A 16656-nucleotide genomic window follows, 5' to 3' on the forward strand; every position below is an offset into this window, starting at 1 on the left:
GGTGAGCAACAGGAGCGGCGACGGCCTCGACTCGGATGGGGCAAGGGTCGGCACGCTGAACCACCTGAGAAACGCCCGTCGAACTGTGACCCTAGCCGCCTCAATAACCGGTACCCGCGCAGCTCAAGAGCATTTCTCGCGGTGTCGTCTACATCGCGGATGAAATCTCTGGACTAGCGTCGAACCCCGGAGAAGACGACGACGACCCGCTCACCCGGTGTGATGCCGCTGCCCGCTCCCGCCCCGGGGAGGAGCGCCGCCAGACCTGCCGTCCCGGTCGGGGAGATCCGCTCGTCCAAGGCCTGGACCAGGGCGAAGGCCTCCTGTACCTGTTCCTCGGCGGCGACGATCGGCCGACCGCCTGAGGCGCGCATGACGTCGATATCGGCCTGCCAGTCGTAGGTCTCGTCGTCGAGGATGCCGTCGGCCAGTGATCCCGGGCTCTCCCAGGGCGTCATGAACTCCGGCCACCGGCTGCCGAGCAGCTCCGTGGGCACACCCTCGGCCAGCCGCCACGCCCGGTCCAGCGGGGCCCCGCCCTCGGTCTGTGCACAGTCGATGCGGTGCTGCGGGCCCAGGCCCCACGCAGCACAGGCAGCGAAAGCGCCTCCACCGACCTGGATCACGACACGGGCAGGGGCAGCCAAGGCTGCGCCCATCTCCCAGCCGATGGTCCGTCCACCATCCAGGCACAAACCGTTCTCCGGGCCCTGGACACTGAACGGAATCGCACCTTCGGCCACCGCGGCACGGAAAGCCGCCACTGCAGGATCACCGGGCACCCCAGGCATACGTGGGCAGGCGTTGACCACCGCGCCGAGGTCGGTGAGAGCCTGCATGACCGTCGACGAAGCGGCCTGCGGTACGTACACCTGGATCGGCCATCGGGCTGCCTTCGCCAAAGTGGCGGCAGCTATCGCCGCATTCCCGCAGGATGCGATCGCCAACGGTGGACGGGGCCCCTCTACCAACCCCAACTCTTCGGCTGCCCGCAGGTGCAACAGAATCCCGACCAGATGGCGAGCCTTGTGCGAGCCGCCCACATTCCCGGTCTCGTCCTTCACCCACAGCTCGACGCCGAGCCGCTCCGACAACACCGGGTGCGGGCCGAAAGGAGTCACACGAAAACCCGAGGCCACCTCCCTGGTCAGTGAGAGACAGGTCTCCTCGGACATGCCGCGGGCGCGGGCGAAAGCCCACCACGCCAGCGAACGGCCGTACCGGACGAAGGGGTTCGGATCGTCGATCTCCTCGGGGTCCGGCCCCGACACCACCGGATGCAGGACGTGGTGACAGTCTCCGGCCGCTGCAGACGGGCAGCGCCACGGATGGATCCGGTCGACGGCGACCGTCGCACCGCACGTGGCACACCGGTAACCGGCGACCACACCGCGACGTACCGTGCCATCGGTCGCCGTCGCCGACATCAGATCACGCCCCGGGGGTCGGCCTCGCCCCGCAGGCCTTCGACCAGTTCGTCGACAGCGGTGTCGAGAGCATGACCGCCCCAGGAGACGGGGATGCAGGACATGGCAGACGGTTCCTTCCGGTGGAGAGGCGTGTCGAAGGCAAGCAGGATGCCGGGGTCGGCCTTCCCCCGCCCGAAGCCGACCCCGACGGTGTGCTCTCAGAGCTGGGAGACGACCGTCTTCTCCTCGCCGGCCTGCTCGCAGTAGATCGTCGGCAGGATGCTGTACAAGGCGGCGCAGCGCACCAGGTCGTCCTTCCACTGCAGTTCGTTGGGGGCGTGGGCCTGGGCCTCCTTGCCGGGACCGAAGCCGATCGTGGGGATCTGGTGACGCCCGGCGGTCGCGACGCCATTGGTCGAGAAGGTCCACTTGTCGACGCGGGGCTCGCCGAACAGGCCGCGGTGGGCTTCGACGGCCGACTGGATCTCCGGGGAGTCCTCGGGGATGACCCAGGTCGGGAAGTAGCACTGCTGGCCGTACTCCTTGCCGGTCCACGCGGTGCTCTTGTAGTCGTAGCAGAAGACGCGAGCTTCCCACTTCTGCACGCTGGGTAGCGCTTTGATCTCCTCGATGGCGCCCTGCCAGGTCTCACCGTCGGTCAGGCGTCGGTCCAGGGAGATGGCGCAGGAGTCGGCCACCGCGCAGCGTGAGGGGCTGGTGAAGAAGATCTCCGAGGTGGTGACCGTGCCCTTGCCGAGGAAGTCGTCGACGTGAAGTTTGTCGTTCAGGTCGCGGACCTCTAGCAGGATCTCGGCCATCTTGTAGATGGCATTGTCACCGCGTTCAGGAGCAGAACCGTGACAGGAGACGCCGTCGACCTCGACGCGGATCTCCATGCGGCCGCGGTGTCCGCGGTAGATGCCGTGATCGGTGGGTTCGGTGGAGACGACCAGGTCAGGGCGTTCGTTCTCTTCCTCGATGAGGTAGAGCCAGCACATGCCGTCGCAGTCCTCTTCCTGCACGGTCCCGGTGACCATGTAGGTGTACTTGTCGGAGAGCAACCCGAGATCCTTGGCGATCTTGCCGCCGTAGACGGAGGCGACCACTCCGCCGAGCTGGTCGGTTCCGCCGCGCCCACCGACGAGTTCGTCGTCCTCGAAGCCGTCGAAGGGATCGAAGTCCCAGTTGTCGATATTGCCGACGCCGACAGTGTCGATGTGCCCGTCGAAGCAGACCACCTTCGGCCCGGAGCCCAGGTAGCCGACGGCGCTGCCCAGCCCGTCGATGCGGGTGCGGTCGTAGCCGAGCTTCTCCATCTCGGCGATGATCAGCCGTGCTTTGGCTTCTTCTTCGCAGCTGACGCCTTTGTTCTTGATCAGGGCGCGCAGGAAGGCCACCATGTCGGTGCGGTAGGACTCCGCGACCTCGTTGACCTTGTCGTAGTCGATCTGGGCCATGTCTTTCTCTCCTCGTCGGGTGGTGCGCCCGGTGTGCGCCCGGCGGTGGGCGTGGGACGTGCCGGGTCGTGGTCGTTGCGGGTGTACGTCGTCCGTCGGACGGTGCCGGGTACGGACGAGGTGGTGTCGGGGCGGGCGCCGGGCGGCGTCGGGGATCCTGCGCCCGCCCCGGGTCTCAGCGCTGCCAGCGCGGGGCTGCCTGGCCGGCGGCGAGGTCGTTGAGTTTGGCGATCGGGTCCTTGACCTTCTGCAGGAAGATCATTGCGGCGATGGCGTAGGGCTTGTTGCTGGCCTGCTGGTACATGGGGACGCGGTACTGGTCGAAGACCGAGGCGTCGACTTCTCCCTGGGTGCAGGACACTCCGCTGATGTCGGCCGGCAGCGGGTGCAGGTAGAGGCCCTGACCACCCTTGGTGCTCTTCATGAGCTCCTTGGTGGTGGTCCAGTCCTGGTGCTCGGCGTTCTGGGCCAGGAGGCGCTTCTCCAAGGTCTTGATGCCCTCGGTGTCACCGTCGCCGTACAGGTCGGTCCGCTCCTGCATGGCGGCAAAGGGTGCCCACGACTTCGGGCAGACGATGTCGGCTCCCTCGAAAGCATCGGCCATGTCGTGGGTGACGCGGAAGGAGCCGCCGGTCTTGCCGGCGTACTTGGTGGCGACGTCCATCGGCTCCTGCATGACGTCATAGCCCTCGGGGTGCGCCAGGACGATGTCCATACCGAAGCGGGACATCAGGCCGATCATGCCCTGGGGGACCGACAGCGGTTTGCCGTAGCTGGGGGAGTAGGCCCAGGTCATGGCAAGTTTTTTGCCCTTGAGGTTCTCCAGCCCACCGAAGGTGTGGACGAGGTGGAGGAGGTCGGCGGTCGACTGGGTGGGGTGGTCGATATCGCACTGGAGGGAGACCAGGGTCGGCCGTTGCTCGAGTACGCCCTGCTCATAACCCATCTGAACGTATTTAGAAAAGTCCTTCATGTAGGTGTGACCTTTGCCAATGTACATGTCATCGCGGATCCCGATGACATCGGCCATGAAGGAGATCATGTTCGCGGTCTCCATGACGGTTTCACCGTGTGCGACCTGCGACTTCCCCTCGTCGAAGACCTGCTCCTCCAAACCCAGGAAGTTGCAGGCCGAGGCATAGGAGAACCGGGTGCGGGTGGAGTTGTCCCGGAAGAGGGAGATGCCCAGGCCGGAGTCGAAGATCCGGCAGCTGGTGTTCTGCTCGCGCAGCGCGCGCAGGGCGTCGGCGACAGCGAGGACGGCACGGAGCTCGTCCTCGGTCTTGTCCCAGGTCAGAAGGAAGTCATCCTGGTGGAGGCCCGAGAAGTCGAGGCCGGAGAGCTTGTCGATCTGCTCGCGTACGTCCATGGGTGTCTGGTCAACTCCTTCGTGGCTGGCGCGGGGCGGGCGGCCAGCTGGTGGCGCCGGGTCCGACACTCGGGCGAGTGTGGCCACCAGGTTTCCCATACATAATCTGAGAATTAGCCAACTCAGTAAGGTGTCGGTATGACTATGGCAAGAGTCTAGTCTTCTTCTGGTGGCCCGGCAAGGAAGTAGCTAACATCGGCTCTATGGATTCCCCCCTCTCCCAGGCTCGTGAGGACGCAGCAGCGATCCTGGCCAGCGCACCATCGGTCCTGGCGAAAGCAGCCGCCTTCGTGACGGGAGAAGGCTCAGGCCGTCACATCGACTGGGCGAAGATCGCCTACCTTGCAGGTCAGAACGTCCTCTCCAGCGGAGACCGCGCCTTCCTCGGCATCTGCGCTGAAATCGCCGGGCACACCCCCGACGGCAAACATCCCGAACAGACCTTCGGGGCCCGCTGGGACTCCCTGGACGGACAACACCAGTCGGTGATCGCCAGCGTCCTCACCCAGTCCTCCCAGTCCAAACAAGCCCGGGAACGTGAAGTCCTCGAACAACTCGGAGTTCCCTCGGCCTACCCCTCCGTGCCCAGGCCGCAACTCGTCCGGGTACGGCTCGGGCCGGATCAGCCCGCCGTCACCAATGACGCGCTCGGCCGCGAACGCGTCGGCTATCGCGAGGGCTCGTCCCCCCACGAGACCTGGCTACGGGGCCGCGGCGTCTGGCGGATGCAGGCCGACCGGGTGATCGCCTCCCAATGGCTGATCGTCGCGCACGGAGGCATCGTGCAGATGGTGGGCACCATCGACGGCCTCACCATCCACGGTGACCGCATCGCGATCATCGGCCAGCCGCTGCCAGACCACCCCTTCATCGGCAAAGCGGACCCGCTCGACAACAACAGCCAGAACCCGGTCGCCTACGGCGACATGAGCGACGTCGACCTCTGACCCGACACCCACGCACACAAGCCGCCCCGGTCGACGGATTCCTCCGTCGACCGGGGCGACGTGCTTGTGGCTCAGCGGTCGGGGGTCCAGGTGGTGATGGCCTGGACGTACTGGGCGCGCTCGAACTCCCCCGGGTTGTCGACCGAGCTGCTGCTCATGGACCCGCAGAGCTGCTCGACCGAGGCGTAGTCACGCTCCACCATCCACGCGCGCAGACCGTCGACGAGCTGGGTCAGCACGTGCGGGCCCTGCTGGAGCAGCACCGACGCGACGCAGGCCACATTGGCGCCGACCAGGAGCGTCTTGAGGACGTCGGTCGGGCTGTGCACGCCACCGGTGGCCGCCAGGCTGAGCTCCGGCATCTGGCTGCGCAGGATCGCGATCCACCGCATCCGCAGCCGCAGCTCGGCCGAGCTGGACAGCGCCACCCGCGGCACGACCTTGAACTCCTCCAGGTCGATGTCCGGACCGAGGAACCGGTTGAACAGCACCAAGCCGTCGGCGCCGGCGTCCTTGGCCCGCTGGGCGAAGTTGGACAGCGACTGGTAGTTCTGCGACAGCTTGACCGCGAGCGGCACGTCGATCGCCGACTTCACCGACTCGATGATCGTCAGGTAGTTGTGCTCGACGGCGTTCGCGTCCAGGCGGGGGTCGGTGTTGACGCCGTAGAGGTTAAGTTCCATGGCGTCCGCGCCGGCGTCGGCGAGGATCTTGCCGTAGCGCGCCCACCCGCCGGGCTGGCTGCCGTTGACGCTGGCGATCACCGGGATCTTCAGTGCGGCCTTCGCCTCGGCGACCAGCCGGACGTGCCGGTCGGTGCCCAGGCCCGACGCGTCGACCTCGGCCAACGGCGCCGAGTCGAACTCGGCGAAACCGTCACCCACGTCCATGAGGCGCATGGCCTCGAGTTCCTCGGCCTCGACCTCCTCCTGGAAGAGGCTGGGCAGGACGACGGCGCCCGCCCCGGCCCGCTCGAGCTCCGCCAAGGAGTCGACGTGCTGGGTCAGCGGGTTGGCCGAGACCACGACGGGACTGGTGAGCTTCAGTCCGAGATAGGTGGTGCCAAGCTGGGGGTCGGCGACGGTGGTCGGGGTGCTCATGACTCATCCTTGGCGGTGTGTGCTGCGCCCGTGGTCGCCGGGACATTCTGTGCGGAGGATTCGGGTTCCTCTGAGTTCTCTGCGTGTTCGGAGGGCAGAGCCCGTTCGACTCCGGCGAGTTGGCTGTAGTAGCGCCACCGTTCGTCGACATCCTGCTGGGCAAGCGCGAAGAGCTCTTCGGCGCGTTCGGGATGGCTGCGGCGCAGCATCGCGAACCTGGCCTCCTGCCCCATGAAGTCGGACACCGGCGAACTGGGGGCCTTCGAGTCCAGCCGCAGGGGCTGGGCGTGGTCGTCCTCACTGGGGCGGAAGCGGTAGAGCGGCCAGTACCCGCTGGACACCGCCTCGGCCTGATGGCTCATGGAGGTCTCCATGTCGATGCCGTGGGCGATGCAGGTCGAGTAGGCGATGATCAGGCTCGGGCCGTTCCAGGCCTGGGCCTCCCGCAGCGCACGAATCGTTTGCGGCTGATTGGCACCCAAGCTCACCTGGGCGACGTAGACATCGCCGTAGGCCTGAGCGATCATGCCCAGATCCTTCTTGGCGGTGCCCTTTCCGGAGGCGGCGAACTTGGCGGCCGCGCCTCGCGGGGTCGCCTTGGAGGCCTGGCCGCCGGTGTTGGAGTACACCTGGGTGTCCAGGACGAGGACGTTGACATTGCGTCCAGAAGCCAGGACGTGGTCCAGGCCGCCGTACCCGATGTCGTAGGCCCAGCCGTCACCGCCGATGATCCACACCGACTTCTCGACGAGTTCGTCGGCCAAGGTCGACAGCGTGTGGGCGACAGGGCCGTCGATGGAGATCAAGGCTTCCTTGAGCGCCTCGACCCGCTCACGCTGCGCCTGGATGCCGGCCTCTTCGCTCTGATCGGCGCCGAGCAGACCCTCGACCAGGTCGGCGGGGAGCCGATCGCGTAGCTCTCCGACATGGCGTCGGGCTTCGGAGTGCTGATGTTCCCAGGCCAGACGCATGCCGAGACCGAATTCGGCGTTGTCCTCGAAGAGACTGTTGCTCCATGCGGGCCCGCGCCCGGCCGCATTCTTGCTGTACGGCGCAGTCGGCAGGTTCCCGCCGTAGATGGAGGAGCAACCGGTGGCATTGGCCACGACCATCCGGTCGCCGAACAGCTGGGTGAGGGTGCGGATGTATCCGGTCTCACCGCAGCCGGAACAGGCCAGGGAGTACTCGAAGAGCGGCTGGAGCTGAGCCACTCCTTTGACCTGGTCGTGTCGTACAGCGGTGCGGTCGATCTCGGGGATGCCGAGGAAGAAGTCGTAGTTGGCGCGTTCGGCGTCGAGATGCGCCCGCCGTTCACGCATGTTGATCGACTTGTGCTTGACCTCGGTCTTGCTGCGGGCCGGGCAGATGTCCACGCAGACCCCGCAGCCGGTGCAGTCGTCCGGGGCGACCTGGACGACCAGTTTGTGGTCCTTCAGCGTGCGATCACGGTAGTTCTTGGACTGCAGGCTGTCGGGGGCTTCGGCGAATTCCTGTTCGGGGGCGATCTTGATGCGGATAGCGGCGTGCGGGCAGACGATCGCGCACTTCCCGCAGTCGGTGCACAGACTGGGATCCCAGATCGGGATCTCCTCGGCGATGCCCCGTTTCTCGTACTTGCTGGTGCCCGTCGGCCAGGTGCCGTCGACCGGGAGCGCACTGACCGGGAGCAGGTCTCCCTCGCCGCGCAGCATGGTGGCGGTGACCGTCTTGACGAAATCGGGGGTCGAGTCGGGCATCGCCGGCATCCGGTGGAGGTCTCCGCAGGACGTCGCGGGCACGGGGAGTTCCTCGAGGGCATCGATGGCCATGTCGATGGCGGCCCAGTTGCGTTCGACGATCGTGCGGCCGCGTTTACCGTAGGTCTTCTCGACGGAGGTCTTGATCCGCGGCACCGCGTCCTGCTGGGCGACGACGCCCGAGAGGTAGAAGAAACAGGGCTGCATGACCGTGTTGATGCGCTTGCCGAGGCCGGCCTTCTGCGCCACCTCGAGGGCGTTGATCACGTACGGCTTGAGCTGCTTGTCGATGATGACCTGTTGCACTTCGACGGGCAGCTTCGCCCAGGTTCCTTCAGCTCCGTAGGGGGAGTTGATCAGGACCGGTGCACCGGCCTTGGCGATGTCGAGGGTGCGCATCTGACTCATCAGGTCGAACTGGTGCACGGCGACGAAGTCGGCTTCGTCCACCAGGTAGGCGGAGTCGATCGGGGCGTCACCGAAACGTAGATGGGAGACGGTGGTGGCGCCGGACTTGCGGGAGTCGTAGACGAAGTATCCCTGCGCGTAACGTCCCTCGTCTTCACCGATGATCTTGACGGAGTTCTTGGAGGCGCCCACGGTGCCGTCCGATCCGAGCCCGTAGAACACCGCGGACAGGGAATCCGTGCCGGGGCGGAAACCGGGGTCGACGTCCAGGGAGAGCAGGGTGACGTCGTCGTTGATGCCGACGGTGAACCGGGGTCGGGGCGTGTCCTGTGCCAGTTCGTCGAAGACGGCCTTGGCCATCGCCGGGGTGTATTCCTTGCTGGACAGGCCGTAGCGTCCGCCGATGATCAGCGGCATTCCGGCGGTGAAGTGGGTGTTGTTCTCCGCTGTGGCGACAAGGACGTCCTGGAAGAGTGGTTCTCCGGTCGCTCCGGGTTCCTTGGTCCGGTCCAGGACAGCGATACGTCGGGTGCTCGCCGGGAGCGCCTCGATGAATTCTGCGGTGGGGAAGGGGCGGTAGAGCCGGACGACGAGGACACCGACCTTTTCGCCGTTGTCGAGGAGGGCGTCGACGCACTGCTTGGTCGTGCCATGACCCGAGCCCATGATGACGACGACCTTGTCGGCGTCAGGCGCTCCGTGATAGTCGACGAGGTGGTAGCGACGCCCGGTGCGTTCGGCGAGTTCGTCGAAACATTCGGCAACGATCTGGGGTGCGGCGTCGTAGAAGGGATTGCAGGCTTCTCGGGCCTGGAAGAAGACGTCCGGGTTCTGGGCGGTGCCGCGGAGGACCGGGGCATCGGGGGTCAGCCCGCGGGCGCGGTGCAGGTGGACATCTTCTTCTCGGACGAGTGCGCGCAGATCCTCGTCGTCGAGCAGCTGGATCTTGTTGACCTCGTGGCTAGTACGGAAACCGTCGAAGAAGTGCACGGCCGGTACCCGGGAGCGCAGGGTGGCGGCGTGGGCGATCAGAGCCATGTCCTGGGCCTCTTGGACGGAGGCCGAGCAGAGCATGAGCCATCCGGTCATCCGGGCGCTCATGACGTCCTGATGGTCGCCGAAGATGCTCAAGGCATGGGTGGCCAGGGTGCGGGCGGCCACGTGGATGACGGCCGGGGTGAGTTCTCCGGCGATCTTGTACATATTGGGCAGCATGAGGAGCAGGCCCTGGGACGCGGTGAAGGTCGTGGCCAGGACGCCTTTGGTGACTGCGCCGTGCAGGGCGCCGGAGGCTCCGCCTTCGGACTGCATCTCGACGACGTCGGGGACCGCTCCCCAGATGTTGGTGCGTCCGGCTGCGCTCCAGGCGTCGGCGGATTCGCCCATGGCCGAGCTGGGGGTGATCGGGTAGACCGCGATGACTTCGCTGAGTGCGTGGGCGATGCGTGCGGCGGCGTCGTTGCCGTCCAGGGTCGCCCATCGCTGGGGTGATGTCTGCATGGGACCGTCTCCTCCTGTGAGCTGACGGCAGTATCCCATCGGCATTGTCTGCCTGTCACTCGTTTGTGTATATCTATCTTTCGGTAAAGTATCGCCGTTTTTGGGGGAGGCTCTCATCCGGGAGATTCGCTGCCCGCCGTCCGGTAGACCCCCACCACCACATCGCAGGTCACCTCAGTCACCGAAGGTAGACCAGCCACCCGATCAGCCATCTCCCCGGCCGAGACGTGGAAAGCCGAAGGGCCCATCAGCGCCAGATGCTCGACGTCCGCCCGCCCCAACGACATCTCGTAGGACACCGAGACCTGGTCGATCATCGACAGACCCGATAACGAAGAGGCCAGCCGGGTCTCCTTGTCCGGCGCGATGTCCAACAGGCCGAGCACGCCACGCACCTGGGCCAGATGCTCGGACGTCGGAGTCACGGTCAACAACACCCCGCCGGGAGCCAGCACCCGACAGATCTGTTCTCCCTGCCTCGGCGCGAAGACCGACAGCGCCACCGCCGTAGAACCGTCACCGACGGGGAAGGCCGACCAGCCGTCGGCCACCACCGATGCCAACCGGGGATGAGCCCGGGCCGCGCGTCGAGCTGCCGCAGTGGACGCATCAAAAGTCACCCCCCGACGGTCGGGAAGCTCTTCCAACAGGCGAGCCGAATACCACCCAGGTCCGCCCCCGATGTCCAGCACGATGCCGGGAACGGCAACTTCAGCGGCAGCCAGGGACAGCCGACGTGCGATCGGCAGATAATGTCCGGCCTCGAGGAAAGCCACCCGGTGACCCACCATGGTCGCGTCGTCGCCGGGATGACGGTGAGCACCGTGCAATAACGTCAGATGCCCCTGCCTGGCCAGGTCAAAACGATGCTCCGAAGGACAGCGGGCCGTGCGACCCGATGGATTCCCCTCGTCCTCACGCAGAGACGCAGAACACACCGGGCAGATCAGGAGAGAAACGAGACCGGCCAGCACAACGCCACTGTAATCCCCGGTCTACCGGCGGATTTTGTGAGCCGAACCTTCCTCGGGCCGGAGCCTAGGAGAAGACTCGTCCCACAGGCCCGGTCTTGGATCCGGAACATGGACGATGCTTCTCGGCTTCCAGCGCTGAAAGCCGTTCGAACACCGACGGGGAGCCCCGCTACTCTTGAGCGGTACGCCCATCCGGGCGCCGCATCCCACATGACCGAGGAGACCCGTCGTGTCCAGCCAGATCACCGTGAGAATCGCCGGAGCCGAGCGAGCGGTGGACCAGGGCACGACCGCCGCCGACCTCTTCGCCGCCGACCGCCGCATCGTCGTGGCCCGCGTCGGTGGCGAACTGAAAGACCTGGCCTACGAACTGCGCGACGGCGACGAGGTCGAAGGCGTGGACATCGCTTCCGAGGACGGCCTCTACGTCCTCCGGCACTCCTGCGCCCACGTCATGGCGCAGGCCGTGCAGGAGGTCAACCCGAAGGCCAAACTGGGCATCGGCCCACCCGTCCGGGACGGCTTCTACTACGACTTCGACGTCGAGGAGCCCTTCACCCCCGAAGACCTGAAAGCCCTCGAGAAGGTGATGCAGCGCATCATCAACGAAGGACAGACCTTCCAGCGCCGCGTCATCGACGACGGGGACGCCCTGGCCGAACTGGCTCACGAGCCCTACAAATGCGAACTCGTCGGCCTCAAGGGCGGTATGAGCCACGACGACGCCGAAGCCGGCGCCGGGGTCGAGGTCGGCTCCGGAGAGCTCACCATCTACGACAACATCCGCCGCGACGGCACCCGCGCCTGGGGCGACCTGTGCCGCGGACCGCACATCCCCCACACCAAGATCATCGGCAATGCCTTCAAACTGATGCGCTCCGCAGCGGCCTACTGGCGCGGCGACCAGAAGAACGCCCAGCTCCAGCGCGTCTACGGCACCGCCTGGCCCAGCAAGAACGAACTCAAGGCCTACCTCGACCGGCTCGCCGAAGCCGAGAAACGCGACCACCGCAAACTCGGCGTCGAACTCGACCTCTTCTCCTTCCCCGACGAGATCGGCTCCGGCCTGGCCGTCTTCCACCCCAACGGCGGCATCATCCGCATGGAGATGGAGGAGTACTCCCGCCGCCGGCACGTCGAAGAGGGCTACCAGTTCGTCAACACCCCCCACCTGACCAAGGGGCAGCTCTTCCAGACCTCCGGCCACCTCGACTGGTACGCCGACGGCATGTACCCGCCCATGCACATGGACGAGGAACGCGACGCCGAGGGCAACATCCGCAAACAGGGCCAGGACTACTACCTCAAGCCCATGAACTGCCCGATGCACAACCTGATCTTCGGGTCACGCGGACGCAGCTACCGCGAACTGCCCCTGCGGCTCTTCGAATTCGGCACCGTCTACCGCAACGAGAAGTCCGGCGTGGTGCACGGCCTGACCCGTGCCCGCGGGTTCACCCAGGACGACGCCCACATCTACTGCACCCGCGAACAGATGAAGGACGAGCTGACCTCGCTGCTCACCTTCGTGCTCGGTCTGCTCAAGGACTACGGCCTCGACGACTTCTACCTGGAGTTGTCCACCAAGAACCCGGAGAAATCCGTCGGCGACGACGCCATCTGGGAGGAAGCCACCGAGACGCTTCGTCAGGTGGCCGCCGACTCCGGGCTGGAGCTGGTCCCGGATCCGGGCGGTGCCGCTTTCTACGGTCCGAAGATCTCGGTGCAGGCCAAGGACGCCATCGGGCGCACCTGGCAGATGTCGACCATCCAGCTCGACTTCAACCTGCCTGAACGGTTCGACCTGGAGTACCAGGCATCCGATGGCACCCGTCAGCGACCGGTGATGATCCACCGTGCGCTCTTCGGCTCGATCGAACGCTTCTTCGGCGTCCTCGTCGAGCACTACGCGGGAGCTTTCCCGGTGTGGCTCTCCCCGGTGCAGGTCACCGCGATTCCGGTCGCCGACGAGTACCGGCCCTACTTGGAGGAGATCGCTGCGAAGCTGCGAGCGCAGGGGGTCCGTGTGGAGGTCGACGCCAGCGACGACCGCTTCCCCAAGAAGATCCGTAATGCCTCCAAGTCGAAGGTGCCCTACGTGCTGATCGCCGGCGAGGAGGACCGAGCCGCTGGCGCCGTGTCCTTCCGTTACCGCGACGGTTCGCAGGAGAACGGGGTTCCGGTGTACGCCGCGATCGCGAAGATCCTGGAAGCGATCCGGACCCGCGCACAGGTGTGATCCGGCGGGCGTCCGCTCGGCATCGACAGTTTTCCTGCTGTCCGATGCCGAGTGGACTCCTGAGTACTTCGATGCTCTGACCAGCTGAAATCTTGGGGATTTTGGCTGCTGCTCAGCTGTTTTCCGTCCCGAGGCAGGGGCGACAATGCCGTGACGTGCGCTTTTGTGCTTTCATGCAGGAATGAAGGCTGATCAGGCGCATTCGACGCATGTGGCGCAGGTGAGGCGAGCAGAGCCGTCCGATGCATTCGTGTTGGCCGCTCTGGAACTTCAGTCGAACCGGGAACAAGGGCGGGAGGGAGAGTCGGGCTTCCTCGAACGGTTCGCCGACGCATGGCTGGCCGAGCGGAACCGCCGTCCGGCCTGGGTGGCCATGACCGGCGGAGGGCAGCCGCTGGGAGCCATGACGCTCTACGTGGTCGACGACCTGCCGCGTCCAGGACGGCTCTCTCGTCCGTGGATGCACATTTCCAGCTTGTACGTCGCTCAGCGGGCCCGCCGAACCGGTGTGGGGGAGCGGCTGCTCTCCACCGGGGTGGCGTGGTGTCGCCAGAACGGGGCCGCGTGGATACAGCTCTCCTCCGACCCGACCCGGACCAGTCTTTTCCGTCGTGCAGGCTTCACCACCGCTGATCCAGACCTCTTTCGGCTCCGCCTGAAGTGAACAGCACGGACCCGGACCGGGATACCCCAGAGGACTCGATGCCGAGGCGGGTCTGCTGTTCTAGGATCGCCCCATGACCTCGGCACGTGACCTCCAGAGCGGACCTCCGTGCGAGCCGGAGGAAACCTTTCCCCGGGTGGACGACGGTTTCGAACGGTTGTGGACTCCTCACCGGATGGCCTACATCAAAGGGGAACGCCCTGGTGCGGAGGGTGGGCAGGACTGTCCGTTCTGCGCGGCACCGGGCAAGGAAGACGCCCAGGGCCTGCTGGTCCACCGAGGCACCTTCTGCTTCGTGGTGATGAACCTGTTCCCGTACAACCCGGGACATGTGCTGATCTGCCCTTATCGCCATGTGGCGTCCTATATCGACCTGATGGACGAGGAGATCGCTGAGTTCACCGAACTCACCCGCCGCGCGATCCGCACCCTCAAAGCGGTGTCCCGCCCGCAGGGGTTCAACATCGGGATGAACCAGGGCTCGGTCGCCGGAGCCGGAGTGGCAGCACACCTGCATCAGCACGTGGTGCCTCGGTGGGGTGGGGACGCCAATTTCCTGCCGATCATTGCGCAGACAAAAGCACTGCCGACGCTTCTGGAGGACGCCCGCGCAGCGCTGGTCGACGGATGGATCTGACCGAGATCCCCTGGAGCACAGAACCGGTGGGCCCCTCCTCAGAGAGGAGGGGCCCACCGATGGTCGGTTCTCCCCAAAGGTCAGGACGACGTGACCCGTTCCTTCACCAGATTGCCGGGCATCTGTTCGTAGCCGACCATCTGACGGGTGAACGTTCCCGCTCCGTGGGCAAGCGAACGTAGGTCGATCGCGTAGCGGCACAGCTCCACCTGGGGGACTTCCGCCTTGATGACCGAGGTGCCCTCCTGAGAGCCTGGTTCGCTGCCCTGCAGACGCCCACGCCGCCCTTGCAGGTCGGTCATCACCGCGCCGACGTAGTCGTCAGCGACGGTCACTGTCAGCAGGTCGATCGGCTCCAACAAGGTCGTCGCGCCTGATTGAGCGGCTGCTTCCTTCAGAGCCAGGGCTCCTGCCATTTGGAAAGCGGCATCGGAGGAGTCGACCGAATGGGCTTTACCGTCGAAAAGGGTCACTTTCACATCCACCATCGGATAGCCGGCGACGCAGCCCTTCTCCAATTGCGCGCGTACCCCTTTCTCCACCGACGGGATGAACTGACGAGGTACTGCGCCACCGACGACCTTGTCGATGAACTCGAAACCGGCGCCGCGTTCATTGGGCTCGACCTTGATGTTGCACACAGCGAACTGTCCGTGCCCGCCGGACTGCTTCACATGACGCCCGTGACCGCTCGATCCGGCGACGAAGGTCTCTCGCAGGGCGATCCGCAGCGGCTCGACGGTGACATCGACGTTGAGTTTGTTCTTCAACCGGTCCATCACCATGTCGGCATGTGTTTGCCCCATCGTCCACAGGACCACTTGCGAAGTCTCGGCGTTGTGCTCCACCCGCAACGAGGGATCGCCCGCCGAGAGTCGCTGTAGCGCTGCGGGGAGTTTGTCCTCGTCAGCCCGGGTAGCAGCCCGTACGGCGATGGGTAGCAAGGCATCGGGCATATCCCAGGGCTCCATGACCAGAGGCTGGTCCTTGTCGGAGATCGTGTCCGAGGTCTGTGCCGTCGGTAGTTTCGCCACGATGGCCAGATCGCCGGCGATGGCTGACTCCTTGGGGCGCAGCATCTCACCCAAGGGTGAACTCAACGGCCCGACCTTCACGTCCTCGTCGTGGTCGTGGTGCCCTTCGATCGACCGGCCGGACAGGGACTCCAAATGGCCGGAGACGTGCACCGAGGACTCCGGGTACAGAGTGCCGCTGAACACCCGGACCAGGGCGACCGCGCCGACATAGGCATCAGAGGTCGTCTTGACGACCTCGGCGACCAGCGGACCGTTCGGGTCTGCGGTCAAGACGGGGCCGTCTGCGCCCTGGGTGGTGAACACTCGGGGCAGCGGGTGCAGCGAAGGTGGCGGGAAAGCATGCTCGATCAGATGGAGGAGCACGTCGATGCCGGCGCCGGTGGCGACCGACAGGGGGAGCACCGGGAAGAAGGTTCCGTGGGCGACAGCCTTCAACAGGGCGGTTTCGACGATCTCGAAACCGATTTCTTCGCCTTCCAGATAACGGTCCAGGAGGGTGTCGTCCTCGGCTTCCTGGATGATGCCCTCCATCAAAGGCCCCTGATAGGTCTCGAACAGGTCGGCATGTTCGGGCCCGGTGGCGCGGACGACCCGATCGTCACCGGTGTAGTCGTGGACTTCACCCAGCACCAGGTCGATGGTGGCGTCCAGGGAGCCACCTGTACCCAGCTGGGGAATCGCCAGCGGGAGGACACCGTCGCCGAAGGCTTCCTGGCACTCGGCCAGCACCGATTCGAAGTCTCCACGGCCGGCGTCCAGTTTGGTGATGGCCACCGCACGGGGCATCCCCACATTCGCGCATTCGTGCCACAGCCGGCGGGTGCCGGCATCCACGCCGTCAGCTGCGGAGACGACGAAGAGTGCCGCATCCGCGGCTCGTAGCCCGGCTCGTAGGTCTCCGACGAAATCGCTGTAGCCGGGAGTATCGATCAGATTGATGATCACGTCTCCGGAGTCGACTGCGGCCACTGACAGCTGCGTCGACCGTTCGTCACCACGTGCCGCAGGACGGTATCCGGGGGTGGTGGTGGCGAGCAGATGGTCGAAAAGTCGTGTCTTCCCCGATCCACTGGGGCCGACGAGGACGACATTGCGCAGCGCGTCCGAGGACGAGGCGACGGGGGACGACGTGATGGTGGATTGTCTGCCGCTCATGCAGACACCCTGCTATGTGTCTCC

Annotated in this window: 11 protein-coding genes; 4 read left to right on the plus strand and 7 right to left on the minus strand. The window is 65.7% G+C overall.

Features of this window, described 5'->3' with window-relative positions; genetic code table 11:
* Positions 1-173: 173 nt before the first annotated feature.
* From DX923_RS06205 to ygeW, 3 genes are all read right to left on the minus strand, one after another.
* Positions 174-1427, minus strand: coding sequence for a pyridoxal-phosphate dependent enzyme (locus DX923_RS06205; RefSeq protein ID WP_116113468.1), 1254 nt, complete (start codon positions 1425-1427; stop codon positions 174-176).
* A gap of 200 nt (positions 1428-1627) precedes the next feature.
* Positions 1628-2866, minus strand: coding sequence for a YgeY family selenium metabolism-linked hydrolase (locus DX923_RS06210; RefSeq protein WP_205413110.1), 1239 nt, complete (start codon positions 2864-2866; stop codon positions 1628-1630).
* Between the two features lie 175 nt (positions 2867-3041).
* Complete coding sequence (gene ygeW / locus DX923_RS06215; RefSeq protein ID WP_116113470.1) at positions 3042-4235, minus strand: knotted carbamoyltransferase YgeW; 1194 nt, start codon at positions 4233-4235, stop codon at positions 3042-3044.
* A gap of 203 nt (positions 4236-4438) precedes the next feature.
* Between ygeW and DX923_RS06220 the strand changes: the two genes are divergently transcribed.
* Positions 4439-5182: a hypothetical protein gene (locus DX923_RS06220; RefSeq protein ID WP_116113471.1), complete on the plus strand. Its 744-nt coding sequence runs from the start codon at positions 4439-4441 to the stop codon at positions 5180-5182.
* A gap of 71 nt (positions 5183-5253) precedes the next feature.
* Here DX923_RS06220 and DX923_RS06225 read toward each other — a convergent pair whose 3' ends face one another.
* The 3 genes from DX923_RS06225 to DX923_RS06235 all read right to left on the minus strand — a co-directional run bounded on the left by DX923_RS06225 (position 5254) and on the right by DX923_RS06235 (position 10900).
* Positions 5254-6282 (minus strand): dihydroorotate dehydrogenase-like protein, encoded by a 1029-nt coding sequence (locus DX923_RS06225; RefSeq protein WP_116113473.1) that lies wholly within the window; start codon positions 6280-6282, stop codon positions 5254-5256.
* The gene (gene nifJ, locus DX923_RS06230) at positions 6279-9926 is read right to left on the minus strand and encodes a pyruvate:ferredoxin (flavodoxin) oxidoreductase (protein WP_116113474.1); all 3648 of its coding nucleotides are present in this window, start codon (positions 9924-9926) and stop codon (positions 6279-6281) included. Before nifJ ends, DX923_RS06225 begins: the two co-directional genes overlap by 4 nt.
* A gap of 113 nt (positions 9927-10039) precedes the next feature.
* Positions 10040-10900, minus strand: coding sequence for a putative RNA methyltransferase (locus tag DX923_RS06235; protein WP_162872818.1), 861 nt, complete (start codon positions 10898-10900; stop codon positions 10040-10042).
* A gap of 229 nt (positions 10901-11129) precedes the next feature.
* On the opposite strand from DX923_RS06235, the gene thrS reads away from it, so the two are divergent.
* From thrS to DX923_RS06250, 3 genes are all read left to right on the plus strand, one after another.
* Positions 11130-13139 carry a threonine--tRNA ligase gene (thrS, locus tag DX923_RS06240; RefSeq protein ID WP_116113477.1) on the plus strand — a complete coding sequence of 670 codons (2010 nt, stop codon included), beginning with the start codon at positions 11130-11132 and terminating at the stop codon, positions 13137-13139.
* 181 nt (positions 13140-13320) lie between these two features.
* Positions 13321-13803 (plus strand): GNAT family N-acetyltransferase, encoded by a 483-nt coding sequence (locus DX923_RS06245; RefSeq protein ID WP_116113479.1) that lies wholly within the window; start codon positions 13321-13323, stop codon positions 13801-13803.
* Positions 13804-13876: 73 nt separating this feature from the next.
* A complete protein-coding gene (locus tag DX923_RS06250) occupies positions 13877-14440 on the plus strand; it encodes an HIT family protein (protein WP_116113480.1) in 564 nt (187 codons plus the stop codon).
* 80 nt (positions 14441-14520) lie between these two features.
* Here the strand turns inward: DX923_RS06250 and DX923_RS06255 are convergent, their stop codons facing one another.
* Positions 14521-16632, minus strand: coding sequence for an elongation factor G-like protein EF-G2 (locus tag DX923_RS06255; RefSeq protein ID WP_116113482.1), 2112 nt, complete (start codon positions 16630-16632; stop codon positions 14521-14523).
* Positions 16633-16656 lie beyond the last annotated feature (24 nt).

The organism is Austwickia chelonae, assembly GCF_003391095.1.
Classification (GTDB): Bacteria; Actinomycetota; Actinomycetes; order Actinomycetales; family Dermatophilaceae; genus Austwickia; species Austwickia chelonae_A.